Source organism: Parafilimonas sp., from assembly GCF_051953455.1.
In the GTDB taxonomy this organism is placed as follows: domain Bacteria; phylum Bacteroidota; class Bacteroidia; order Chitinophagales; family Chitinophagaceae; genus Parafilimonas.
Genome location: NZ_JBQCIT010000014.1, coordinates 137,052 through 162,146 on the forward strand (window position 1 = coordinate 137,052; position 25,095 = coordinate 162,146).

The following is a 25,095-nucleotide window of genomic DNA, read 5'->3' on the forward strand; positions in this document are numbered from 1 at the left end:
GTTACCGCTAATTAACTTTACTTATCCCGGTTGCCTGCCTGCCGCCAGGCAGGTGCCAATCCCTTGTGCTGCATAATTGACAGCTACGGCTTCCTGTTCATTATTACTAATTGTTTCTAACATACTTCTGTTCCGGCAGAAAAGATGAGCCTTGATACTGGTCTGACGCTTTTGAAGTGTCTGACCGCGTTACACCATCATGATTTAAAAATATTCACGCCCACAATACCATTCAGCACAATGCGCGAATTAAGTGGCAGCGGCACCCAAACCGGGTTGTTTGCATCGCTTGCCACCACTTCATTTTCATTTACCAATGTTTTCTCACCAAAGGAAGCCAGGTAAAATTTATGATCATCATTATTAAACCGTACCCGTAAATGCGGCGTATTCACCCATTCCGAGGGTATGCGAAAAACATCTTCCTTATCTGCGGCTTCATCTTTACCTGAAATAAGAATATCTGGTTCCCGCATATAATATTCAATTTTTTTGCCGGCAAATTCTTTATCGGGCACAATAGTTTCAAACCTTGCAAGCAATCTCGCCTCACTGTTTTGTACAGCTTTGGCATTCATGCTGAAATGCTGGTCGTAAGCAATTTCATAATAACCATCACTGTAAAAAATAAAGCCGTCAAGCAATTCAGGGTTCACATCAAAAGTTTCTGCAATGCCTGTTTGTCTTGGTATAAAAGTTACCCGTAAACTTTCTTTTTTTTGATGAATACTGCCCGGCATGAGTTTACCGATAACGCTTTTATCGCCACGCAAATATTCAGGATGGGCTGCAAAACGAAACACCCATTTATTGGAAGCGGGCGCTACAACTTTTCCTTCATTGTTATACCGTTCAAGAATATTGTAAAACTGTTTTACACATTCCTGGACGATCAACCCGAAAATGCCTTTTTTGTTTTGTGTGAACTGATTATAATCCTCTTCGTTAAAACATACAATGTATTCATGAAAAAAAACAATGCGATTGGCAAACGACAACTCTTTTATAGATTCTTCAAATTTTTGAATAATGTATTTATATACATCATCAGCGGTAAGCGGCGGCGCTTGTTTTATATCATAAATGGCTTCACGTTTCAAAAACCATTCGTGAAAACCCATACGTTGCCAGAAAGAAGTTGTTTTCATCCGTACCTATTTATTTTTAGTTGTCTTATGAAACCCCGCTATGTACATCCCATTGTTGGGGAAAATTATCATGCCCGGTTTCACTAATTTTTATTTTTTCTTACCGAAAAGCCTTTTAAAAAAGCCGGGCTTTTTTTCAGGCTCTTTTTTTTGGGATGATGTATTTACTGCTTTTTTTATTTTACGCTCTGCTACAAGGGCCTGGTTTGAAGCAGTTGTATCACTTGCCAGCACATTTACGGCACGGCCATTATATTGTTGAATATGTTCCGCATTATCAAGCCAGATGCTATGCTGTTTGCTATGCAAAATACGTTTGGTGCCAAGTGTGGCAGGCTCGTTTTCTGAAGCTACAAATAAGGAATCCCAGGTTTGGCCGCCGTCTAAAGAATAGATATATTCTTTATTTACAACATCATAATAAGTGTTCTTTTCGGGGTAATAATAGAACTCGTAATCTTTCTGCAAAACACTATTGCATGAACAGATTATCAAACTAAAAACAACAAAAAAACAAAACAATATTGCAGGTTGTTTCACTCGTATAATTTTTGTTTTTCTCACCAAACCATTGACTTAACTACTTAACCAGTCAACTGTTTACTCAAAGATTATTCCACTAAAACGAAAATTATAAGAAATACTTATATGAAGAAGATAAAAGAATTGTTAGAAGAAATTTAATTTATGGAAGCCTGAGCTGTTAAACTTGAACGTGAATGTTTTTACCTCTACATTTTCATGACTTACTTTGGCGAAACTCACCGTATCAAAACAAAAGTGCCTCTTTTTAAATAAGGTTTATTGTTATAGTCAGTTGCTTCCACAACATAAACATATGTGCCGCTTGGCTGCTTGTTGCCGTTATAGGTTCCATCCCAGCCTTTGTTTGGCGTACCGGTATTAAACAACAACTGTCCCCAGCGGTTATAAATCCTGAAATAAGAAAACTGTTTCATACCGGCGGCCGTTATTTTATAAACATCATTTATACCATCGCCATTAGGTGAAAAAGCTGTTGGTATAAATACCTGCGGGTCTGTTTCAAAAATGTAGATTTTTAGGCTATCATAGCTGAAACAACCTTCGGGCGTGCTTACTTTTACTTTGTATGAAACCGTATCGGGGCCGTCGGTAAACGTTGCAACAGGATTGGCTATAAATGCATCGCTTAAACCGGAAGCAGGCATCCATTGATAATTGGTGCCTCCTTTAGCCTCAAGCTGCAATGGTTGTTGCCGTACAATAACAGTATCATTACCCGCATCTGCCATCACTCTTGGAATAACCGATACCACAACAGAATCACTTACAGGTTTGGGACAGCCAATTGTATCTGTAACCGATAATATATATGTGGTTGTTGACTGCGGCCCGGCAAGCGGTGACAAACTGCGCGAATTCACCAGTGAGCTAACCGGCGTCCACGAAAAGCTGGAACCCTCTATATTAGCGTGCAACTGAGTGGTAGTGCCATAACATATACTTATATCATCACCCGCTTCTGCTGAAGGATAAGGCACTACCGTCACATTAATTGCATCTGTTGCCTTGCATTTTCCAACAGAAGCGGTAACAGCATATTTTGTATTTGCTAACGGAACTGCAACAGGTGCTTTTGCGGTGTCGCTGCTTAAGCCCTGTGCCGGCGTCCATGAAAAATAAAGCGCGTTGGTGGCTGGTGTGAGCTGTATGCTGTCTGTTTTACAAATAGCTGTATCGGCGGGCAATTCCAGCAATACTTTATCAATAACATTTACAGTAACCGAATCTTCAGCCACACATCCTTTATAGCTTACTGTAAGATTATACTTAGTTGTTTGTTTGGGATATACATAAGGCTTCGCTGTATTTGACCCGATCAGGTTATAAGCCGGCAGCCAGTTAAAAGCGGCGCCGGTGGTGGAGGAAGAGGCATTTAACCGAAGCGTATCAATGCTGCAGATAAGCGTATCCCTGAAACCCATGGCAACATCAGGGCCCGTATTAACGGGCAGCACTTTTGTAGCGGTATCAATACAACCTTTTGAATTGGTTGTAATTAAGGTGATGGTTTTCTGGCCGGTGTCGGCATATTTATGCGTAGGATACTGAATCGTATCTCCAGGTGGAATAAAACCGCCACCGTCATTGATTTCATCTCCAAAATACCATTTCCAGGAATCAACAAATCCATACTTTGTTGTGGTAAGATCTTTAAAGTTGTATGGATTAAAAATGCAGCTTCCATCAATAGAAAAATCCGTTTTAAAACCGGGGAATATTTTTACTTCTGCTTTGGCAGAATCCTCGCATCCTGCATTATTCTGGGCTTTTAATCTTACCGTATAAACACCAGTATCGGGATAAATATAGGTTGGCTGTATGTTAGATGAAGTATCAGAAGTAAGCGTTGTAACACCAAAATCCCAGGAATAGGTATAATTAGGATTATTACCTGCCTTGTTTACAAACGTAAAATCATAGCCATCACAGGTTATATATGATGGGTCCAGTTGGGCGCCGCCAAGTTTGCAATTGGACACTTCCAAATGCAGTTCCTTTCTCGTATGGCCTATATACTTGCCATTCCTATATTCATCAATGCAAACAGCCGCAACATAGGTACCCGTTTTATCAGGAGCTATGCCTGAAAGTATGCCTGTTTCAGGATCAATTGAAACATTTGCACCAAGCGGCTGGGCACCGGAATAAGGAGGAGTATAAGAGACAGATCTGTATGGTGGCGGTGCAGGGTTTTCCACTACGGGTTCAAACTGCGTGCCACCGGTTATACCGCTGCATAATGAATAAACAAGTTCATCCCCATCAATATCCTTTGCCGAAAAATCGAAGGAAAAAGGAGAGCCGACACAAATGGCCGATGCATCATTAAAACTAAAAACAGGGCTGTTATCGTTGCTGCTGCTTCCCCCGGGAATTGTAATTGTATAAGTTAATCCAAAACTATTTGAAACAGGCACATTTGCAATGCCCGCAATGCGGCAGCAACGTTGCACCGAAAGCGTATAACCGTCTTCATTTTCAGGGACACTGATGGTGGTTGTATATTCTGCCACGAGATAGCATACAAACGGAGGGTTTTGAAAACAAGGCCCGAAATCATTTTTTGACTCAGTGGTTAAAGTGGCCTGGGGAACATATTTAACCATTGTTGGCTGTGACGAATTTGCAGCAAACACCGCCATGTAAATACCGGCATCCACCTTTTCGCGCTGGCCGCAATCTGAATACTGATAGAAAGAAACCCTGTAATTAAGCGTGCTGCCTGTTTTACTCATAAATGTATATTTCATCCAGCCACCTTTAAGATGGTCTGCATAAGATATCTGAGCTGATAAAAGCATTATCAGTACAAACAAAATCTTTAAAATATTTAAATTTTCAGGAAGTCTCATCTATAAAATTCTTCAATATCCTGTTTAACTCTACAGGCACTTCAAGCAAGCTTTGGTGTGCCATATTATTCATAATGTGAATGTATGCAATTTCAGGTTCATGCACCTGTTTTAATACATCGTTTAAAGGGGCGGCAGCGTCTTCTGTTCCGGCAACAAATAAAACCGGTAACCCGGCATTCTTAAGCACCCTTGTTTTGTCTGTGCGCTTCATCATGGCGTAGTAATATTGCTGCAGGTTTTCTTTTTTAAAATGCCGGCTTTCTTCTATTAATTCTTTTACTATATGCGCATGTGTTTCTTTAAAGCCGGTGGTAAATAAATTAGGAGTGGTGGTTTTAAGAAAAGCATAGCTGCCATAAGCTTCCATCATTTCAATACCACGTTTGCGGATTTGTTTTTTTTCTTCACTATCTGCATAAGCAGTTGAATGTATAAGGCCAAATGCTTTTAATGTATGAGCATATTTTTCAGCATAAGAAAGTGTAATGTACCCGCCCATACTGTGGCCAAGCATTATGCAATGCCCAATGTTTTCATTTATTATTATTGAATGAATGCTGTCTGCAAGTTCGTCAATGCTTAAATTATTCTTACCGGTTTCAAATAGCCCGGATGCGCCTGAGCCCGGCAAATCGGGTACTATCAGTTTGTAATAATTTTTCAGAAACCCGGATTGATTTTTCCATATAGCGTAGGTTTCTGCAAAACCATGTAACAATACAACGGGGAAACCTTTACCGAAAACATAATACGATAAAGCAGTATTTTTACACGTAATGGTCTTTATCATTTAAATCACCTTACGATACTTATTGGAAAGATTTATATACCTGTTTAACAGTAAAATTACCACAGGTAATAATGCAATATTTAACTGCTGCGGCACCCAGAACCATGTGGCAATAAATACTGCTGTAATAACGGCCACAATAAAAAAATAGTTGCTCAGCCAGGAAGGTTTTTTAATGAGGCAAAAAGCAACGGGAAGGTTGAAAGGCAGGGCCCAAACTAAATTTATATTGTTTTTGCAAACGGTATGATCTGTGGCAAACCACATGAACAATAAAAGCAAGCCTATAAGGCCGGTTATATAAAGCAGTAAAGCATCAGCAAAGCTTGTTAGCCTTTTTGCCCAATTTGCATTAAGTTTTGAAACAATAAAAAGCGCCACCGAAATTATGGCAAGCACAATAAGCGGAATGTATTTACCTGACGATCCGTCTCCGTTTTCACCTTTTAATAAAACGGTTGCATCTCTTGCTATATAAACGCCTTCATCAGAAGCAATGGCAAGGCCTTTCATAAAAAACTCGGGCATAAACATCGCTTCATCATTTGAAACAATCTGGTCAACTCTCCCGCCAAGCAAAATGTCTATGCCAACCTTAGTCCAGTGTTGCCCGCCCCTATCTAGATAGTAATGTATCAGGTCTCTGGAAGTGGTACCTGCAGGAACAATTCTGTTGTGTATAGTATCACCCTGTATATTCTTTAAAACAATATCCTTTACCCTTGTTGTGCAGTTATCAAGCAGGAAATCATATTTATAAAAACGGTTATTGCCCTGCATGTTGAAGTTAACAGCGTTAATAATGTTTTGTTTTGATGCGCTGTCTATTTTCAATTCCTGTTCATAAACGCTGCGATGTTCATAAATATATTCATACATGAATTCCGGGAATGCATCGGCAGAAGAATAATACAGCAGCTTGCCGCGCATAAATTTTAAATAAAAGTTAGGCTGATCAAAAGTAAAGCCACCCCAGTTATACACAACATCAGTATGATTTACGCTATCAATTATGCGCAATGCAGTATGGCCGAATAAAGAATATAATTCGTTGCCCGGCCCGCAGGTAATAACACTTATGCGCGTATGCGTGCTATTATTTTGAGCATTGAGCCACGGTGAAATACAAAACAGGAAAATGCCAAGAATAAAACATTTCATTCGTACATATTTGTTTTTTAATTGTCTCAATGGAACGCCCTGGTGTACATTCTTCCTATGTGAAAAAATATTTTGCATAGCGTTTCATCCGAATATTTTTTGATTTTTTATTTGCCGTATGGAACCTCACATATTTACCTTTCTGTGCATCAAAAATTTTGTTATGTCCGGTTTCATATAAAACAAAATAAGCAGGTACGGTTTATAAATAATATTAGCCATAATAAACTCAGCTGGCAATATCAACTTCTATCTGCGACAGCCCAAACCGTTCGTTCTTCATGATATTTTCCAGTTTCCATTCTTTATCCGGCCTGGAACCCGGACAGGCTGTTTTTTCTTTTTCATTAAATATAACGGCGCAGCTTACCGGGTAACTTCCATCCGTATGAACGAACATTTCAACCTGGTCGCCAAATTCTGAAATAATTAAATTTTCCAGCGCCACTACTTCATCGTGTGCTTCCAGCACATTTAAATAAAAAGGAAGGGTAAGATGGCAATCAATATGCAATACGCTGCCATATTTTATAATGCGCAGGTTATGTATATCAATCCAGTTTGGCCTTCTCTTTTCATTAAGCAACCGCACCATGCGCCGCAATAATTTTGTATCGGCTTCATCCATTATTCCGGCCAGCGACCTGCGTACAATATTATAGCCGTTAAAGATAATTGCGAAGGCAATAACACAGGCAACTATTTTATCAAGCCAATAAAACTTCGTGAATAAAATAATTACAAGCGTTGCAATAATAGCAAGCGTTGACCAGGTATCAATTATTAAATGCCTTCCGCTTGCCTGTAAGGCATGCGAACTGTTGCGCCTGCCTATTCTTACACAAATAAAACCGGCAATAAAATTCAATATGGCGGTAAGGGCAATCAGCCATAAACCGGTATCAAGTTTTTCAAGCGGCCTGTTTTGTATAAAATTTACAGCAGCTTCGTAAAGAATAAGTATGCCGGATGCAACAATCAATGTTCCTTCAGCCGCAGCAGAAACAAATTCAGCTTTTCCATGCCCGTAAGGATGATCGGCATCTTTAGGCTTTGCAGCAACATATAAACTGTACAACCCAATAAAGCCTGCTATGACATTTACAATGCTTTCAAGCGCATCAGAAAGCACTGCCAGCGAATTTGTAAAATAATAGGCGATAATCTTTACTACAAAAAGTATTACAGATAAAGCCGTAATCCATTTTTGAACCCTGAAATTTTGTTGTGCTGTATGCAATTGCCTTTATTGAAATTTTAAAAACTGATGCCCGAAATAAGTTTCATTATAAATACAGTTAATCAATTTCAGATTTGGTTTTTGCTCTCCCTGTCATTGACTTAAATTTTTTAAAAAACCTGAAATAAAACTCTTTATTAAACAACTGCGAATCTCTCATGGCCTTTGAAGTTAAAAATACGCCAACAGGCACTAGTATAATAGCGGAAAGCCACATTCCGAAAGCTGCGCTGGTAACACCCTGCTTTGCAAATTTTTCGCCGAAAGTGTTCAGCAAATGAAATAACACAAAGAAGATAACGGCAAACACAAGCGGTGAACCGAGGCCGCCTTTCCTGATAATGGAGCCAAGCGGCGCGCCAATCATAAAGAGCACAATACAGGCAAAGGACAAACTGAATTTGCGGTTCCATTCCACGCGGTTTTTACGCAGCAGGTTTTGCCTGTCGCTGTATTCGCTCTGCGCAATATCAACAAACCCCTTTACCGAATTTATGGATGAAAATGACCTGTCATACACGGTTGATGCCATGCTGTCGGGAATGATAGAACGAATATTTTTTATTGATTTATTCTTTAATGAATCGGGCAGCACCCAGGCGCTGTCGCGGTATTTATAAAAAACAAGAACGGGCTGCAACTGCGATTTCAAACGGTTTATATTCGAATCTCTCAGTTTTGAAATGGAGTCAATAGATAAATTAAGCTGATGAACCGTAAGCATTTTCGGGTCCCATTTAAACAGGCTGTCTTCTGTTCTGTTCATTTGAAAACTGCTTAAATCAAAATCTTTCTGGTAATCTTTAAAGCCCATTCTTATATAATCTGTATTGGTACTATACCGGCTTCCGTTTTCCTGGTAGTTCCATCCATCATGCAACGTAAATTGAAGAAAGCGTTTATCCGGCGTCACCTTCATCACGCCACTGTTGGCAACCAGGAATTGATCCTGCGGGCCGTAACTCTTTTCATAAATAACAACGTTGTGAATGGTGCTGTCGTCCTTTTCCTTTTTACCAACCTTAATTACAAAACCTTCTATCTTATCATAAAAAACACCTTCTTTAATATCCAGCGCCGGCTTGGTAACAATGATATCATATTTTAAAGCATTCAGTTTAAGATTTACGACAGGTATAATATTATTGGCAAATAAAAAAGCCACACCGCTTATGAGTATGGCAACAATAAGCAAAGGCGCCATAAACCGCAGCAGCGGGATACCTGCGGATTTTATAGCGACGAGTTCAAAGCTTTCGCCGAGATTGCCAAACGTCATTATAGATGAAAGCAGCAATGCAAGCGGTAATGCAAGCGGAACGGCGGTTGCCGCCACATAACTTATGAGTTTTAAAATAGTGAACACGTCGAGCCCTTTGCCCACGAGGTCATCAATGTACAGCCAGAAAAATTGCATCACCAATACAAATAATGAAATAAGAAAGGTGGCAATGAAAGGGCCGATAAATGCTTTAACAATAAGTATGTCAAGTTTTTTCAACACTTTGCAATAACTTTTAAAATATGCTTATGCCCGCTACAAATGTAGAGCTTTCAAAAAAGGAATTAGAACTGGTTGTAAACAGCGAATTTATTTTAACAAAGAATAGAATTATACAAAAAGTGTATGATTTATTTGGCTTATTGAGTGAAGATTTCAGAAAAACATTAAACAACTTTTCAAATTCGCTGCCGGCTGAAGCGCATTTATCGTCGCCCAAAATTTATAAAGGAGAGAATTATTTGTATTTACCTTATGTAATGATGGATTATCCCAGGTTTTTTAATAAAAACGATGCATTTGCCATAAGATGTTTTTTCTGGTGGGGAAATTATTTCAGTATAACGCTTCAGCTCTCCGGAAAATTTTTTAAACAATATAAAACTGTATTATCACAATTCATAAAAGATAAACAGCACGAGGCATATTTTATTTGTGTAAGTGCATCGCAGTGGGAGCATCATTTTGAAGAATCAAATTACAAACCTTTTAAAGCTATTTCTTCAGCAGCAATACTTGAAAAGGAGTTTTTAAAGATAGCCGCCCGGCTCCCGTTAAATAACTGGAATGATGCTGAAATATTTTTCAAAAAGCAATACAGGGAGTTTATTGAAATGCTGGTAAAAGGTTCAGCATCGCACTTTCCTGAGGGCTAAACACCACACTCAATACTCAATTTGCAAAGGTTTACAAATTGAACACTGTATATTATTTTGTTGAATAAGTATTTCTTTCAGTAAGAAAGCGCGGGGGTTAATTACCCAGCCGGTGAAAAAGCTCTTTAACCTGGTATTCCCAAAGCTGGGTTTGGTCTTTTATTTCATTCTTCTCAGCAAAATCTTTTATAACCAGTATAGTTTGATTGGTGATTTCCGTTTTCTCAATCTTAAATTCAAAATATTCATCTTTTGGCGCGGCAAGCCAGTGAAAACGTATGAACTTATCAAGCTCAGAGTCTACTACCTCAGCTTTTTCAATAGCGCCGTTCCATGAAAAAATAAATACATTATCCCTTTCATCAACTTTATCAGCAAACCATTCGCCTAGCCCGGCCGGTGTAGAAAGAAAACCATACAGGATACCTGGCGAGCACCTTACGGGATATTCGAGGGTAAAAATTTGTTTTTTTGGCATGATGCAACTTTAATTTGTGCTTCTCAGAGTTTGCAATAATATTAAATTATTATTAGCGCAAAAATTTTTTTACAAACTCTTTCATAACTGTTTTAAACTTGTGATACGGCTATTCAACTATTCCAGATTCTCCAGTTTTCTTCTGCCTGTAATTCAAGCATTTCATAACCGTTTTTAATGGTACAGCCCGCTTCTTTTCCATACTGTAAAAATTTGGTTAGCGGCGGGTTATAAACAAGGTCGTACAGGTAATGTTCCGGCGTTAATAAACTATAAGGCAATAAAGGTGCTTTTTCCGTGTCGGGATAAGTGCCAAGCGGCGTACAGTTAATGATAATATTGAATTCAAGAAACATTACAGGAGAAATATCACTGTAGGCAATTGCTCTTAAGGATTCATTTCTTGAAACCAACAAATATTCAATATTAAGCTTCTTTAATACATATTGTATGGCTGCAGAAGCGCCGCCTGTGCCTAATATCAGCGCCTTTTTGTGATGCGGCTTTAACTGCTTCACAAACGATTTTTCAAAACCAATTATATCAGTATTAAAACCTGTTTTTATTGCACCCCTTATTTTAATGCAATTGCAGGCAGACGTTTCTTTAACAGCATCATTAACGCTGTTTAGATAAGGAATAACAGATTTTTTGTAAGGAATGGTTACGGCCAAGCCCTGCAATAAAGGATGATCACGAAAAATGGTTTCAATAGCTGTAACATCGGGAATGGAAAAATTAAGGAATTCGGCATCGCTGATGTTTTCCTTCAAAAACTTTTCTGTAAAATATTTTTGAGAGAAGGAATGCGAAAGCGGGAACCCGATCAGGCCAAATTGCCGCATGGTTTAGTTTTTATTCAAAAACAAATGAAAACTATCACCTCTTAAACCCACCCGCATGGCTTCCAGTGGTATAACCTCTGTGGGAGCAATATTACCAAGGTTTACGTTAGCGCCCAGCAGTTCGAGAAAATATAACTGCTGCGATTTTTGAGGCGCTTCCCATATAATTTTTTCCGCCGGAATTTGTGTGAGGATTTCCTGAACCAGCCCCTGCCTTACTTCGCCGGTGCCGCGGTATAAGCCTACATTGCCGGCCTCCCTTGCTTCTGCAATTACGTAAGCAGAGCCGGCGTCAAGTTCTGCCCGCATCAGTTCAATCCATTTATAAGGTGGAAAAATGTTGGTTTCGTCTTTGGAGCCAACTTCGCTTAACACCGTTCCATGCTTTGCAAGCTTTTCTATATAACCACATTTTTCAGCATGCGGTATGGTGATGGAACCGTCGCTTACTTCCATATAAGCAATTTTATAATTCTTACACATTTCTATGTAATCATTAAACTGGTTGCGAATGAGAAAGGCTTCGAATAAAGTGCCTCCAAAGTAAACCGGTATATCAAAAGATTGATAGACTTCTATTTTTTCCCGAAGGTTGGGCGTAACGAAGGCTGTTCCAAAACCAAGCTTTAAAATATCAACATGGGGATGAGCAATACTTAAAAAATTCTTTGCCTCCTCAATACTAAGCCCTTTATCCATCACCATTGTTATTCCACTTGCACGGGGCTTCTGGTTCCTCTCCGGAATTTGAGTAAGATTAAAATTCATGCAAACTTATTTGGGCCGCAAAAATAAGGGTATGAGGTATTATTATGAGGTATTATTATGATATGTAAGGAAAAAGCAACTTATTTTTTGCGTTTTGATTTCCTGTAACGTGCCAGCAAATCCACCACAAAAGAATTTTGAAGTATGGATGGATTAAGCTCTACAAAGCTCTTTACAAGCCCCGGCGATTGCTTAAGGCCGGCTTCCAGTTGTACCAATGCTTCTTTTTGTTTGCCGGCCGCAAATAAAATCGCGCTGTATAAATAGTGGATTAACGGTTTGCCTTCTGTAAGTTTTAATGCTGTAACGCATTGCTGAATCGCTTCTTCAAAATATTCCGATTGATAAAGGCAGGTAATAAGCGCTTTCCAGCCGCGTACATTTTTAGGGCGGCTTCTTACTACCATGCTGAAATAATGCACAGCATCTTTATAATTTTCGAGCTGGAGCACGCACTGGCCCATGGCCAGGTTGTATTCCGGAACGTTTTTATGAATACGCAATGCATTTTCAAGATGCACAATGGCCTTATCCCATTTTTTTTCGTTAATGTATGTAAGGGCAATTTTATATTGAAGTTTACTGTCGCCTGTATTTATATGGCTCGCTTTGCGGTAATTAAAGCGGGCCGATGCAAATTTTCCAAGTTTATGATAGCAGTGCCCGATGGCCTCAAAAATTACATCTTCCGGCCTCGTAATTTCACCCACTTTTTCAAGCACTTCTATCGCATCTTTATACCTGCGCAGCCTTATATAGGCATCGCCCATATTACGATAGGCATAATCAAATTTATCATTTATGGCAACTGCATACTGGTAAGCATCAATGGCTTTTTCATACAGCTTCAATCCCTGGTAAGCTGAGCCGAGATTAAACCATGCCAGTTCGGAATAAGGGTGATCTTCAATTATTTCCTGGTGCAGTTTTATGCTCTCTTCATTGCGGCCTGTAAAATCTGTCCAGAAACAAATTTTATACAGCGCTTCTTCATTGGCCGGTTCCTGCCTGAGTATCAATACAAGACAATCAAACACTTTATCAAAATCCTCGTAATCATCGTATACATCAGCCAATTCAAATAAAAGGTCAAGGCGGTCATCGCCTTCAAAAATCAACAAAGCTTCTTCCAGCAAAGAGGCGGCTTTTTGAGGTAAATCCAGTGCCAGGTAAGCATCAGTTTTCAGGATGTATATATCTATGTTATCGTGATCATAGAATTCAGCCTGTTTAAGGGCTTCAAGCGCCGCGGTATAATTGTGAATGGCCACCAGCAAATCTGCTTTTCGTACAAAAAGATCACCGGAGTAGGGAAAATAATCAAGCGCTGTTTCCGTTATTTCAAGCGCTTTATGAAAGCTGTTTTTCTCATTAAAATATTCTATGAGGATTTCGAAGGATTCTTCCTCAAGGAAAGAAGATTTTCTGCCGGCCCGTAAATCTTCATATTGCCTGATCAAATCATCAATTTCATCTGTATTTCCACGGAAAGGACGGTCATGCATAGGCGTGATGTTGCGGAAAATTAAAAAATGATAGTATATTTTCCAATTTCTGTAACAAAAGATTATTATTTACGTTATAGAAAAGTATATTTCGTGTTAAAGTTGTATATTTGCGCCATGAAACAAATTTTATCTCCAAAAAGACTAATGCTGCTGCTTGCTTTCGCTTTCAGCGTACAGGCATTTGCCTCTTTTGTAGATAATAATAAAAGCAGGAAAAAAGGCGATACTACGGACTTAAGTCTTAAAAATTTTACCCGGACCACTTTAAAAAATACTGCTTATCCAAGTTTCAGGCTTTCCCAATTCCAATATAAAGGATCTTCAAACCTTTACCAGATAAATTCTTTAAATTCTGTTGAAGGCCAGTCAATGATACGTATGGAGCACGGAAACACCGCTTATGTTTATCCATACAAATACAAGGTGAAAACACCTTTTTTCAAAACGCCTTCCCGCCCTGGCACACATTAATCAGTGTAAAATTCTGTAACCGGTCTTAGGTATATCAAACAGGTGTGTAATTACAGGCTTGAAATCAATTTTCTGTGCTGCGTAAATAATGTTTTCATTATCTCTGCCGGTTGATTCATATTCAAGTACAAGACCAGGTATATTTTTAGCTTCAAAAGGCATTTCCATAACCGATGGAATTAATCCCGGCACATAATAAGCCGTGTAAACTTTGCCGTTTTTTAAAGTAAGGACTGCCTGCCTGCAATTATAACCGAGAATATTTTTTACCGAGTCTTTTAATTCAACCCTGATGCTGTCATATATATGATTTAATTTTTTCCATTCCGCCGCATTGTATTGAGCAATATATTTTGATGCGCCTATTTCTTTTAAAACAGTAGCATTGCCAGTGTTGTTGTTATAAAAGAATGTTTGCTTAAAAGCTTTACCCGCAAGGTCAACCCGCATTTGTTTTCCTTTAATATAAAGTGTTTTCGATCCCATATCCCTGTGTTCCGAACCGGAGCTGTTTATTGAATATAAAATGGTGCAATCAGAAATTATTTTCTGGCTTTGCGCAAGCGAAACCATATAAAAAAATAATGCAGGAATTATGATGGCTATTCTTTTCATCTAAATAAGATCATCTTATACATGCAATTTAACACGCAATATTTAAAGGTGATTGCCTGCGCCCGGATATTAGGTACATTTTAAAGAGCATAACATTTAATTTTACCTTCAGCTTAAGAAGTTGTTTGAGCCAAGGTAAAATTGATTATGAAAATCATAACATTTTTTATTAACTCAACCATTTTCTAACTATAAAAAATATGCAGTCAAAAAAAGAGAAAGATTCCGATAGTTATCTTTTACGGATGCACCCTTTACAAAGGATTGCAATTAGTTTAATCGTAAGCTTTGTTGCCTTTTTTATTTTAAAGAAAACATCATCGCTCATAAAGATAACGCTTATGTGGGATGCATTTGCATTATGCTACCTTATATTAAGCTGGATAGTTATTGCAAAAAGATCTGTTCCGCAAATAAAAAAATTGGCAACGAAAGATGATGGCAGCGCTATTTTTGTATTTATACTGATAGTGATTTCGTCGCTGGCCAGTATGTTTACTGTTTTGCTGCTTATGCTTTCGCAGCAAAACAGTTCAGAAACAGATATCCTTTACTTACCCGCAGCTATAAGCGGAATGATGCTTTCCTGGATAATGGTGCACTCTATTTACACTTTTCACTACGCACATAGATATTATGATGATGACGAAAACAACCCGGGCAAAGATGCCACAGGGCTTGAATTTCCGGGAAATGCCAAACCTAACTATCTCGATTTTGCCTATTTTTCTTTTGTAATTGGCTGCACTTTCCAGGTTTCTGATGTAGAGGTATCATCGCCCAAAATAAGGCGCATCGTATTGTTTCATGGCTTGTTATCGTTTGCACTCAACACTTTTGTTGTGGCACTTACTATTAATCTTATAGCAGGGCTCTCAAAATAGATCTTCTTTAATTCAAGGCATATATGAAATTACCAGGCGCCAGATCAATCATAATTATTTTTTTTTCTGTTTGTTTTTCGCTGATGAATGTCAATGCGCAGAAAAATGATACAAGCTTTAAAGTAATAGCTTTTTATACGGCAAAGCACGATCTTGCCCATATAAGTTTTGTGCATGAGGCAAACAAATGGTTTCCTAAAATGGCAAAACAATATGGCTTTATTTACGATTCAACCAGCGACTGGAGCAAACTGAATATTGCATTTTTAAAACAATATAAAGTTGTAATGTTTTTAGATACCAGGCCCGAAGATTCGTTGCAGCGGCTGGCTTTTGAACAATATATGAAAAACGGTGGCGGATGGATAGGTTTTCATTTTTCGGGTTTTGCATTAACGCCTTCAGATTATCCGCAAAACTGGAACTGGTATCATAATGAGTTTATTGGCGCCGGCGAATACAAATCCAATACATGGCGGCCCACATCAGCCATATTACGGGTAGAAGATGCGGGTTCCCTTTCAACAAAAGGGTTACCTGAAAAATTTAAATCGGCTCCCAATGAATGGTATAGCTGGGAGAATGATATCCGAAAAAACAAGAATATAAAAATCCTGCTGGCTATTGATACAACCAGCTTTCCTTTGGGCACCGGCCCCAAATTAAATGAGATATGGCATAGCGGTTATTATCCTGTTGCGTGGACAAATACCAACTATAAAATGGTGTACATAAATATGGGCCACAACGATATGGATTATGAGCATGGCACCAATGCACAGCTATCTTCAACCCTTTCAAGCGAAATGCAAAACATGTTTATTATTAACACTATTCTCTGGATGGGAAGAAGTAATTAAAATTTCAAACCTCTGCAATTTTAAAAGGTAATATTTCAACGTGCTCCCATACTTTGCCCGTAATATAAGGGTCTTCATTAATCCATCGTTTTACCGCGTCCTCATTTTCAAGCTGCACTACTAACATGGAACCATGCATATTACCTTCTTTATCCAGTTTGGCGCCGCCAACAATAAAGCGGCCTTCCGCTTTTTCCACACGCATTCTTTTCAAATGGGTTTCACGAACAGAAAGCCGCCTCTGCAAAGCATTGGCATCTGTATAATCTTTAGCAAGAATTAAAAACTGAGGCATAGTAAAAAATTTACCTGCCAATTTACAGATAGAATTGCTCTTCTGTAATTTTTCCATCCTTCACTTTATAAACACATAACTCTTCCATATCCATATCCCCTTTTTCTTTCATGGTTACATGCATGCGCAGGGTACACGCAAATGAATTACCGGCCACCAATGGTTCCGAAACTTCAATCCCATGCATTGAAGCCACCATAGAATTAAATTTCTCTGATTTTTCTTTTAAGGCTTTTTTACCTTTCGTTTCTTTTGCAAAATCCGGTGTAGCATAAGGTTCTATGCTTACCGCATCATCAGCAAATAATTCAGACTGGGCTGTATCAAAATCACCTTTACGGCAAAGTTCAACAAGGCGGTCAGCGACTTCTTTTGTAATCATACATTAAATTTTCAGGTTAACAATAAAAGTATTTTACTACTAACATAAATTATAATGCCAAAAATGTTCTATAGTAAGCTTGGAGCCAGTGAAAGCCGGCATCGCTCCCATGAAAATATGTTGCCGAAGTGATGCGACGCAACCCCGATGCTATAAATACTGTTGCCGGTAACCTCAAAACAAAAAGCGAAGCTTTTATCCTAATTCAGGATACAAAGGAAACTGCGACATAAATTCATTCACTTTGCCTCTAAGTGATGAAAGATAAGCCTCATCATCAGCATTCATTAAAGCGGCATCGATACTGTCAACAATAAACTGCATGTGTTCTTCTTTCATGCCGCGTGTGGTTACAGCCGGCACGCCCACGCGAATACCTGATGTTACAAAGGCGCTCTTATCATCAAATGGTACCATATTTTTATTTACAGTAATATCGGCTTTGCCTAACACCTGCTCTGCTTTCTTACCGGAAATATTTTTATTGCGAAGGTCGAGCAACAGTAAATGGTTATCGGTGCCATCGCTTATGCTTTTATATCCTTTCTCATTGAAAGCTTTTGACATTGCCTGCGCGTTCGTAATAATCTGCTTTGCATATACCGTAAATTCATCGGTAAGTATTTCACCAAATGCCACGGCTTTTGCCGCTATAATATGTTCCAGCGGGCCGCCCTGTGTGCCGGGAAAAACGGCCAGGTCGAGCAGGCTGCTCATCATGCGGATATTGCCTTTGGGATCTTTGATACCAAATGGATTTTCAAAATCTTTGCGCAGCATTACAATACCACCGCGTGGCCCCCGTAATGTTTTGTGGGTGGTGGAGGTAACGATATGACAATGATCGAACGGATCGTTCAATAATTTCTTTGCAATTAAGCCGGCAGGATGCGCAATATCAGCCATAACCAGCGCACCTACTTCATCGGCCACTTTGCGGATGCGGGCATAATCCCAATCCCGGCTGTAGGCACTGGCGCCGCAAACAATCAATTTAGGTTTTACTTCACGGGCTTTTGTTTCCAGCATTTCATAATCCACCGTACCGGTTTCTCTGCCCACGCCATAAAAATCCGGTTCATACAGTTTACCGCTAAAGTTTACGGCCGAACCATGCGTAAGGTGGCCGCCCATGCTTAAATCAAGCCCGAGAATCGGGTCGCCCGGCTGCAATACAGCCAGCATAACCGCTGCATTGGCCTGTGCACCGCTATGCGGCTGCACATTGGCATATTCAAGATCAAAGATTTGTTTAAGCCGGTCGATAGCAAGCTGCTCACTTTCATCCACTACTTCACAGCCACCATAATAACGACGGCCGGGATAGCCTTCAGCATATTTATTCGTCATTACATTGCCCATGGCCTGCATGGTTTGCAAGCTGGTAAAATTTTCACTGGCTATTAATTCTATGCCGCGGCGCTGGCGTTCGAGCTCTTTCTGAATGAGAGAAAATACGGCTGTATCTTTTTGCATGGCTTTAATTCAATTTGGCGCAAAAGTAACTGTTCAAAAAAATAATTGGCCGGTAAGTTTTGTACATTTGAGTAAATGTTTTGTTATGGCATTGACGCTGGAAAGAAAGAAATCATCGCATCGCAAAAAAATACCCGATTCCTTTATATATGAAATAATGGATGGAAAGCCCTTGTATTACAAGGGTTATAAACAGGCCATTAAAAACAACCTAAACGCCGAATCAATTATGGGAGCAAGTACCTTGCAGGCTTTTATCGTAGCCTGGCTCGTAAAACTTTTGCATCAGGTAATTGGTAATGAGTATATGGTTTTTACAGGAGAACCAGGCCTGCATATCAATCATAAAAATAATTTAGGTGGCGATATTTTAGTTTACGATGAAAGGAATTTTCCTTATTCTAAAATATCCAAACATTACGCTGACATACCTGCTGAGCTGCAAATAGAAGTTGATATAACAGCAGAATTGGAAGACATGACTGAAACAGGTTACATTAAACGCAAAACAGACCTGTTGCTTGAATTTGGTACAAAAAGAGTCATCTGGATTTTCACCTCCACACAGCAGGTAATGGTTGCTGAAAAAAATAAAGACTGGCTTTGGATAAACTGGCATAAGCCTATTCAGCTTTGGAAAAACGATACATTTTGCATTGGCAAATATCTTGAAGAAAAAGGCATTCAGGTTGGAGATTAACCGCTTGCTTTTTATTCACCTTCACAAATAGTTTTTCACCGATGATTTATGTTTGCAGCAGCAGATGAAGCAACATTGTTTTAATTTCAGGGAGCAGCATTTATGGCTTTCGCCGGAACGGGCCATTTTTTGGGAAGATCAAAAAACACTCATTTTAAGCGACAGCCATTTTGGTAAAACCGGTCATTTCAGGAAAGCAGGCATACCTATGCCGCAGCATGTTTTTATAGAAGACCTGCAGCGCCTTTTTAATCTCCTCCAATTTTATAAGCCAGAACAATTAATTGTTGTGGGCGATTTTTTTCACAGCCGTACCAATAAAGAACATTTGTTATTTGAAAAATGGCGCAATGATTTTACGCAACTCGAAATTTTACTGGTAAAAGGAAATCATGATATACTGCACCGCGACTGGTATGCCCAAACAAAAATCAATGTGTTTGATGCAAGCCCTTTACGCATCAGCACATTCGCCTTTATGCACGATTATGCTGATATTGAAAAACACGCAGGCCATGCAGATGCTTATTATCTTACCGGTCACCTGCACCCGGGCATTTCTATCCGGGGCAAAAGCAGGCAGCATCTAAGCTTTCCCTGTTTTTATTTTAATGATGCATTTGGCGTATTGCCCGCCTTTTCAAAATTCAGCGGCCTGGCTTTAATCAAAAAAAACAAAACAGATCACGTTTTTGCCATTGCAAACGGGGAATTGATGGCGGTATAAATTTTTTCACTGTCACCACGTTCTGTCTTTCAGAAATTCCTGTATCTGCTCCTTCCCCACAGGCAGTTCATTTATATGCTCATTAAGCCATTTGGAAAAATCCTTTTCAATATCGTCGCTCCACCGTGCATCAATCTGCCCTGCGGTATATTTTCCTTCACGTAAACGTTGATGTCCAAATAAATCTCTCAACCGTACAATCTCTGAGGTGGTTACTACCTTTTCAGCCAGGTGCGGCGGAATAAAAATAACCACGCCCAATTTACCCAGCACCACATCGCCCGGCATTACGGTAACAGTTCTTATGCGGGTTGGCTGATTTATGCCAACAATCATGGTATTCAAATCGCCCGGGGGGTTATGATAAGACGGATCGTAGCTCGTATAATACGATGTAAATCCTCCGATTTCCTTTAGCCCTTCCACATCTCTTAATGCGCCATCATACACGATTCCATTACCGGATTTTGCATAAATAGCGTTACCCACATTGTCACCAATAGTGGGTCCGTTGCGATGGGCGCCAAACTGGTCGGCAACATATACATCGCCTTTCACCAGCAAATCAACCGGCCAGGTATTTTGCCCGCGCCTGCCTTCTTTTTTACCTGCGGAATCAATTGCTTTCCATACGTCCGGGCGGGCGGGCATAAAGGTTGCCGTAACGGCGCGGCCCACCAAAACGCTGTCGGGGTTGATTACCTGCCAGCCCTCGGCCACCTGGTAGCCGTAACCGGCATTTTTCATAACAGCCCAGGCTTCTTCCACGCTCACCGATTTCATGCGCCTCATAATATCGTCCGGCACTTTGGGGCGTCCATCCGGAAAACGTTCCCCCTTCCACAAAGGCGTTAAAGCAATTAATTGTTCTTTACTTATTTGCACCTGCTGTGCACCTGCCTGTTTGCAAAAAGCAAATATGGCAATAGCGAATAATATTTTTTTGAACGTTGACATAGATAACTATTTTATTGTAATAACCTCTTCTTTATTGCTTGTTTTTGAGACTGTTGCACCTTCCGGCGGATGATTATGCCACCAGCTTGCCAGTGTTGAACCTGTAACATTCATTACCGGGCCAAAGATTGCCGGCGCCAAACCAGCAGTGGCCAGTTTGCCCATTGCCAGCGCCAGCCCCGATGCCAGCCCTGCATTCTGCATACCCACTTCCAGCGCAATTGTCCTGCAATCCCTTTCCTGGAATTTTAAGGCACGGGCAGACCAGTATCCCAGGAAATAACCGGCTAAATTGTGGAGAAAAGTTGCTATCAGCAAGAGTGCGCCAACTTTAACCAGGTTATCCCTCCCTGCGGCGGTAATAATCGTTAAAATGAATGCGATGCCCGCCATGGAAACCAGCGGCATGGCTTTATCAAGCCATTGAAATTTACCATGAACGAGATAGTGAAATGCGAGGCCTGCAACCACGGGAATAATAACGATTTTGGTAATATCCCATACCATATCCCAGAAATGTACTTCCACAAAACTTCCGCCTAACAATTGCATCAGCAAAGGCGTTAGAAATGGTGCAAACATGGTAGAAATAGTGGTGACAGATACCGACAAGGCAAGATTGCCTTTTGCGAGGTAACACATTACATTGGAGGCAAGCCCGCTGGGGCAGCAACCGATGAGTATAATACCTGCAGCAATTTCAGGAGGAAAATTAAATGCCTTTGCAATGGCAAAACCCACCAGCGGCATGATGATGTAATGACACGCAACGCCGATAATAATTCCTTTCGGCATTTTTAAAACGTTGGCAAAATCTTTCAGGCTTAATTCAGTACCCATGCCAAACATAATTATCTGCAATAAAGGGATAATTAAAGCCGATAATTTAAAGTCGCCAATGGTTGTGAAATATTGCGGGTGATACATGGCAATACTTACAACAGCAACGATCATTACAGTATAGGAAAGCCCTTTCAAAAAATGGTTTCCCCTGAATGCAATAGCAAGCGTTGCAAAGAAAAATGCCAGGAACCAACCGGCTACATCATGATTCTCGTTAATCGTTGTAAATGCAAATACGAGGATGGAAATGAATGAAATAGCATAAAAGACGTTGTAAACAGTTTTTTTTCCGGCAGGCATAAATCGTTATTAGGTTTAAATCTTCTTAATCAGGATATTTTTTTCAAGGGATATTTATTGAAAAAAGGGCACATCCTTTATGGCGTATTTTTTCATGCCTTCCTCGTTTATCTCTACGCCAATACCCGGTTTTTCAGAAAGCGTAATAAAGCTGTCTTTCACCCATTCACCATCGTAGGTAACAATTTCCTTAAACATAGGATCCGTATGGAAATATGACTGCCATTCAAGTATTAAAAAATTAGGCACGGATGCGCATACATGGCAGGAAGCCATTGCTCCAAGAAAAGAAGCCACCATGTGCGGTGCAAAAGGTGTGTAATATAAATTGGCGAGATTGGCAATGCGCTGCCCCTCTCCCAACCCACCGCATTTTTGCAGGTCGGGCATAATAATATCAACACCGCCAATTTCAAGTAACCGCCTGAAGCCATAAGCCAGGTAATGATTTTCGCCGGCGGCAATAGGTGTTTTGGTAGATTCTGTAATAAGTTTATACGCTTCTGCGTTTTCTGCAGGAATAGGCTCTTCCAGCCATAACAGGTTCAGTGGCTCCAGCCGTTTAGAGATAGCCTGCGCCGTAACAGCATCGTACCGGCCATGCATATCTACCAAAATATCATTTTTTGGCCCAACAGCTTCCCTCGCCGCTGCAATCTGATCATACATTCTTTGCAGCTCGCCGGGGCTGGCCGTCCAGTTATAGGCATCGTATTTATTGGGATCATTTGCCTGGTCAAGATCGAATTTAATGGCATTGAAACCCATGCCTGTTGCTTTCTTAGCCGCTTCTGCAAAGTCGGACGGCTGCGGCAGGTTGCGCTGGTATAAAGCCGTATCGCAATACACTCTTATTTTATCGCGGAATTTACCGCCCAGCAATTGATATACAGGCAAATTCAAAGCCTTACCGGCCAAATCCCACAAAGCCGTTTCAATGGCCGAGAGCACGGCCACATACATGCCCGCCTGCGCCCCCTGGAAAAAACCCTGGCGGCGGATATCTTCAAAAAGCCGGTGCACATTTAACGGGTTCTTTCCCTTTAAGCGCATACCAAAATTTTTGACGAGGTAATATGTGCCGGGAATGGCATCAACCCCTTCGCCGCAGCCCCATATATCCTGGTTTGTATAGATTTTTACGAATAAGCTGCCGCGTATATAGCCGCATTTTACATCTGTGATTTTTAAATCAGATGGTGGCGAATACATGGGCGTTTTGTCAATAGCTTCCTGGTATGTTTTGCCAAAACCGGATAACGGGGCTAATGGGGCAATGGCAGCAGCGATGGCTGTTTTGGATAAAAAAGACCTTCTTGAATTACTCATTCTGTTAGATGTTTTTAGATTGGTTACACAGAGAATAATAAAACAATCGTTTCCTATGTGCTAAAATGGTTTCGTTGTTACAAATGTATTTGTTTTGATCCATTATGCAATCGGTTGCTTAACAAGGCCTAATTCTTTTTATCTTGTATTTACTCACCAAGATTCACAAAATCAAACTGCTCAAATATCAGGGTAACTGCCGGTGTTAAAACCTTTTTAAGCAACTGCCATCAGTATAATGGCACGGCAAAACAATACGTCATTCTGAAAATTGAAGATAGCAACAAATTTTAAATGAGTGAAGGTTTGGTATTTTTAGGGTTACCAAAAAATTTCAAAAAGTATGTTAGGCTGTTCTTGCCTCAGCGTAATTGCTTTACGGAATGGTATAAAAAGAAAAAAATTTGTACCCATTCTTTGTCATTATAAAATCGAGTGCAACTTGCGCACCCTCATATTTTGGAGAAGGGTCAATCCATGTCACAAGAACTTCCTGTATGTTGGGGGAATCATTTTTAAATATATCCTTATAACAAGGATGAATTGTCGTCAATGCCTCGTTACCCCTGTTTAAGAAATTTATTTTTGATTGGTCAGTTATTCGCTTGATTAAAGCGCTGTCAAAAATTAATTGATAATCTTCTTTAAAAAAAATACCTGCCGGGATATAAGACAGTTCATTGTAAAATTTGTCATACCATATTTTCTTATTCCTGTTTTGAAAATCCGTGAATAAAGAATCCTTGTATTTAGTATTTGTAACGCAGTAAGTACAATAAATACAATTGGTTGATAATTTTCTTAATCGCTTAATATCATTATGAATAGCTGCGTCTGCAAATGAATTCCAGGCTTCTTTAAATTCAATACTATCGATGTTAGTTGTGTCATAAGTAATTTTTGGATCATGATAAGAAACTGGTTTATGGCTGTCGGTAAATGAATAACCTGATAATATCATGAAAAGAAATGGAATAAATAATTTAAGACATTTCATAAGCATCTTTCAGCCTGATCTCAAATATACTAACATATAAATACTATAATTTACAGGTAGCATTAAAGCCAAAAAAACCACAACTTTTGAAAAGCTCTAAACTTTCCAAAAATCTATTTGTTGTACACCTGCATTTTTCCCGGCTTCATCTTCATAATGCCTCTTTTTATCGCTTCATGCTTTTGAATGAAAACGGATAAAATAACTTTATGTATGTTCCAACAACAGTAAAATTCAATCAGTAAACAATAAAAACCTTTATTATGAAAGCAATACAGTTTATAACCGGTTTATTGCTCGTGCTTGTAGCGGGCGTATTCTGGGGTACATGGTTTTCTTTAAGCAGGACAATGCATGAACTGCCGGCAGCAATGTTTCTTACCATAGGAAAAGAAATTATGGCAAATGTTGCGCTTACCATGAGTATCATTATGCCGGCATCTGTTCTTTGTTTATTGATTTTACTTATTGGTTCATGGAAAACAAAAAACCTCTATTTCTATTGCGTGCTTGCAGCATTAGTGCTGTTTATCACAGCGCTTATCATAACTGTTGGCATTGAAGTGCCCATAGATAATCAAATAAGAACATGGACGGTTGCTGCGATGCCTGCTGACTGGCAGGGTATCCGCGACAGGTGGGAATATTATCATACGATCAGAACGGTTGCTTCGCTTTCAGCCGTGGCATTCTTTCTGATAGCGCTGCTAAACCGTAAAGAGATGGCTTAACCGGCAGGCAACTTTAAAAAGTTTAAAAACTT

The 25,095-nt window shown here is 39.6% G+C and carries 26 protein-coding genes; 7 read left to right on the plus strand and 19 right to left on the minus strand.

The annotated features are described in order from the left end of the window. Positions 1 to 197 precede the first annotated feature (197 nt). From ACTHN6_RS05295 to ACTHN6_RS05325, 7 genes are all read right to left on the minus strand, one after another. Entirely contained in the window at positions 198 to 1,148 is a 951-nt protein-coding gene (locus tag ACTHN6_RS05295) for a hypothetical protein (RefSeq protein ID WP_440434681.1), read from the minus strand. A gap of 90 nt (positions 1,149 to 1,238) precedes the next feature. Further along, a complete protein-coding gene (locus ACTHN6_RS05300; protein WP_440434682.1) occupies positions 1,239 to 1,688 on the minus strand; it encodes a hypothetical protein in 450 nt (149 codons plus the stop codon). Positions 1,689 to 1,909: 221 nt separating this feature from the next. Next, positions 1,910 to 4,546, minus strand: a complete 2,637-nt coding sequence (locus ACTHN6_RS05305) for a gliding motility-associated C-terminal domain-containing protein (protein WP_440434683.1) — start codon at positions 4,544 to 4,546, stop codon at positions 1,910 to 1,912. Continuing rightward, the gene (locus tag ACTHN6_RS05310) at positions 4,533 to 5,339 is read right to left on the minus strand and encodes an alpha/beta fold hydrolase (protein ID WP_440434684.1); all 807 of its coding nucleotides are present in this window, start codon (positions 5,337 to 5,339) and stop codon (positions 4,533 to 4,535) included. Before ACTHN6_RS05310 ends, ACTHN6_RS05305 begins: the two co-directional genes overlap by 14 nt. Continuing rightward, entirely contained in the window at positions 5,340 to 6,500 is a 1,161-nt protein-coding gene (locus ACTHN6_RS05315; RefSeq protein ID WP_440434685.1) for an Lnb N-terminal periplasmic domain-containing protein, read from the minus strand. 229 nt (positions 6,501 to 6,729) lie between these two features. Next, positions 6,730 to 7,740: a cation diffusion facilitator family transporter gene (locus ACTHN6_RS05320; protein WP_440434686.1), complete on the minus strand. Its 1,011-nt coding sequence runs from the start codon at positions 7,738 to 7,740 to the stop codon at positions 6,730 to 6,732. Between the two features lie 58 nt (positions 7,741 to 7,798). Beyond that, positions 7,799 to 9,244, minus strand: a complete 1,446-nt coding sequence (locus ACTHN6_RS05325; protein ID WP_440434687.1) for an LptF/LptG family permease — start codon at positions 9,242 to 9,244, stop codon at positions 7,799 to 7,801. 26 nt (positions 9,245 to 9,270) lie between these two features. Here ACTHN6_RS05325 and ACTHN6_RS05330 point away from each other — a divergent pair, with 26 nt between their 5' ends. Beyond that, positions 9,271 to 9,897, plus strand: coding sequence for a hypothetical protein (locus ACTHN6_RS05330; protein ID WP_440434688.1), 627 nt, complete (start codon positions 9,271 to 9,273; stop codon positions 9,895 to 9,897). 97 nt (positions 9,898 to 9,994) lie between these two features. Here the strand turns inward: ACTHN6_RS05330 and ACTHN6_RS05335 are convergent, their stop codons facing one another. The 4 genes from ACTHN6_RS05335 to ACTHN6_RS05350 all read right to left on the minus strand — a co-directional run bounded on the left by ACTHN6_RS05335 (position 9,995) and on the right by ACTHN6_RS05350 (position 13,493). After that, on the minus strand, positions 9,995 to 10,375 hold the full coding sequence (locus ACTHN6_RS05335) for an START-like domain-containing protein (protein WP_440434689.1): 381 nt from the start codon (positions 10,373 to 10,375) through the stop codon (positions 9,995 to 9,997). A 113-nt stretch (positions 10,376 to 10,488) separates the two neighbouring features. Next, the gene (locus ACTHN6_RS05340; protein ID WP_440434690.1) at positions 10,489 to 11,220 is read right to left on the minus strand and encodes a shikimate dehydrogenase family protein; all 732 of its coding nucleotides are present in this window, start codon (positions 11,218 to 11,220) and stop codon (positions 10,489 to 10,491) included. A gap of 3 nt (positions 11,221 to 11,223) precedes the next feature. After that, positions 11,224 to 11,988, minus strand: coding sequence for a phosphosulfolactate synthase (locus tag ACTHN6_RS05345; protein WP_440434691.1), 765 nt, complete (start codon positions 11,986 to 11,988; stop codon positions 11,224 to 11,226). Between the two features lie 80 nt (positions 11,989 to 12,068). Then, positions 12,069 to 13,493, minus strand: a complete 1,425-nt coding sequence (locus ACTHN6_RS05350; protein ID WP_440434692.1) for a tetratricopeptide repeat protein — start codon at positions 13,491 to 13,493, stop codon at positions 12,069 to 12,071. 117 nt (positions 13,494 to 13,610) lie between these two features. Between ACTHN6_RS05350 and ACTHN6_RS05355 the strand changes: the two genes are divergently transcribed. Then, positions 13,611 to 13,967 (plus strand): hypothetical protein, encoded by a 357-nt coding sequence (locus tag ACTHN6_RS05355; RefSeq protein ID WP_143075903.1) that lies wholly within the window; start codon positions 13,611 to 13,613, stop codon positions 13,965 to 13,967. Here ACTHN6_RS05355 and ACTHN6_RS05360 read toward each other — a convergent pair whose 3' ends face one another. Beyond that, positions 13,968 to 14,582, minus strand: a complete 615-nt coding sequence (locus ACTHN6_RS05360) for a hypothetical protein (RefSeq protein ID WP_440434693.1) — start codon at positions 14,580 to 14,582, stop codon at positions 13,968 to 13,970. A 200-nt stretch (positions 14,583 to 14,782) separates the two neighbouring features. Between ACTHN6_RS05360 and ACTHN6_RS05365 the strand changes: the two genes are divergently transcribed. Then, complete coding sequence (locus ACTHN6_RS05365) at positions 14,783 to 15,466, plus strand: DUF1345 domain-containing protein (RefSeq protein WP_440434694.1); 684 nt, start codon at positions 14,783 to 14,785, stop codon at positions 15,464 to 15,466. 23 nt (positions 15,467 to 15,489) lie between these two features. After that, positions 15,490 to 16,326 carry a ThuA domain-containing protein gene (locus ACTHN6_RS05370; protein ID WP_440434695.1) on the plus strand — a complete coding sequence of 279 codons (837 nt, stop codon included), beginning with the start codon at positions 15,490 to 15,492 and terminating at the stop codon, positions 16,324 to 16,326. A gap of 4 nt (positions 16,327 to 16,330) precedes the next feature. Here ACTHN6_RS05370 and ACTHN6_RS05375 read toward each other — a convergent pair whose 3' ends face one another. The 3 genes from ACTHN6_RS05375 to glyA form a co-directional block, all read right to left on the minus strand. Further along, the gene (locus ACTHN6_RS05375; protein WP_440434696.1) at positions 16,331 to 16,621 is read right to left on the minus strand and encodes a YciI family protein; all 291 of its coding nucleotides are present in this window, start codon (positions 16,619 to 16,621) and stop codon (positions 16,331 to 16,333) included. A 22-nt stretch (positions 16,622 to 16,643) separates the two neighbouring features. Next, complete coding sequence (locus tag ACTHN6_RS05380; protein WP_440434697.1) at positions 16,644 to 17,003, minus strand: SnoaL-like domain-containing protein; 360 nt, start codon at positions 17,001 to 17,003, stop codon at positions 16,644 to 16,646. A 195-nt stretch (positions 17,004 to 17,198) separates the two neighbouring features. Next, positions 17,199 to 18,479, minus strand: a complete 1,281-nt coding sequence (gene glyA, locus ACTHN6_RS05385; protein ID WP_440434698.1) for a serine hydroxymethyltransferase — start codon at positions 18,477 to 18,479, stop codon at positions 17,199 to 17,201. 85 nt (positions 18,480 to 18,564) lie between these two features. Here glyA and ACTHN6_RS05390 point away from each other — a divergent pair, with 85 nt between their 5' ends. Both ACTHN6_RS05390 and pdeM read left to right on the plus strand, forming a co-directional pair. Continuing rightward, positions 18,565 to 19,179: a hypothetical protein gene (locus tag ACTHN6_RS05390; RefSeq protein ID WP_440434699.1), complete on the plus strand. Its 615-nt coding sequence runs from the start codon at positions 18,565 to 18,567 to the stop codon at positions 19,177 to 19,179. A 64-nt stretch (positions 19,180 to 19,243) separates the two neighbouring features. Further along, positions 19,244 to 19,906, plus strand: a complete 663-nt coding sequence (gene pdeM, locus ACTHN6_RS05395; RefSeq protein ID WP_440434700.1) for a ligase-associated DNA damage response endonuclease PdeM — start codon at positions 19,244 to 19,246, stop codon at positions 19,904 to 19,906. Positions 19,907 to 19,918: 12 nt separating this feature from the next. Here pdeM and ACTHN6_RS05400 read toward each other — a convergent pair whose 3' ends face one another. The 4 genes from ACTHN6_RS05400 to ACTHN6_RS05415 all read right to left on the minus strand — a co-directional run bounded on the left by ACTHN6_RS05400 (position 19,919) and on the right by ACTHN6_RS05415 (position 24,332). Further along, a complete protein-coding gene (locus tag ACTHN6_RS05400; protein ID WP_440434701.1) occupies positions 19,919 to 20,863 on the minus strand; it encodes an RraA family protein in 945 nt (314 codons plus the stop codon). A 6-nt stretch (positions 20,864 to 20,869) separates the two neighbouring features. Further along, positions 20,870 to 22,006: a bile acid:sodium symporter family protein gene (locus ACTHN6_RS05405; RefSeq protein ID WP_440434702.1), complete on the minus strand. Its 1,137-nt coding sequence runs from the start codon at positions 22,004 to 22,006 to the stop codon at positions 20,870 to 20,872. A gap of 54 nt (positions 22,007 to 22,060) precedes the next feature. Beyond that, positions 22,061 to 23,335 carry a mandelate racemase/muconate lactonizing enzyme family protein gene (locus ACTHN6_RS05410; RefSeq protein ID WP_440434703.1) on the minus strand — a complete coding sequence of 425 codons (1,275 nt, stop codon included), beginning with the start codon at positions 23,333 to 23,335 and terminating at the stop codon, positions 22,061 to 22,063. A gap of 376 nt (positions 23,336 to 23,711) precedes the next feature. Beyond that, complete coding sequence (locus ACTHN6_RS05415; RefSeq protein ID WP_440434704.1) at positions 23,712 to 24,332, minus strand: hypothetical protein; 621 nt, start codon at positions 24,330 to 24,332, stop codon at positions 23,712 to 23,714. Positions 24,333 to 24,595: 263 nt separating this feature from the next. Here ACTHN6_RS05415 and ACTHN6_RS05420 point away from each other — a divergent pair, with 263 nt between their 5' ends. Next, positions 24,596 to 25,063, plus strand: coding sequence for an anthrone oxygenase family protein (locus ACTHN6_RS05420; protein ID WP_440434705.1), 468 nt, complete (start codon positions 24,596 to 24,598; stop codon positions 25,061 to 25,063). Positions 25,064 to 25,095: the final 32 nt, after the last annotated feature.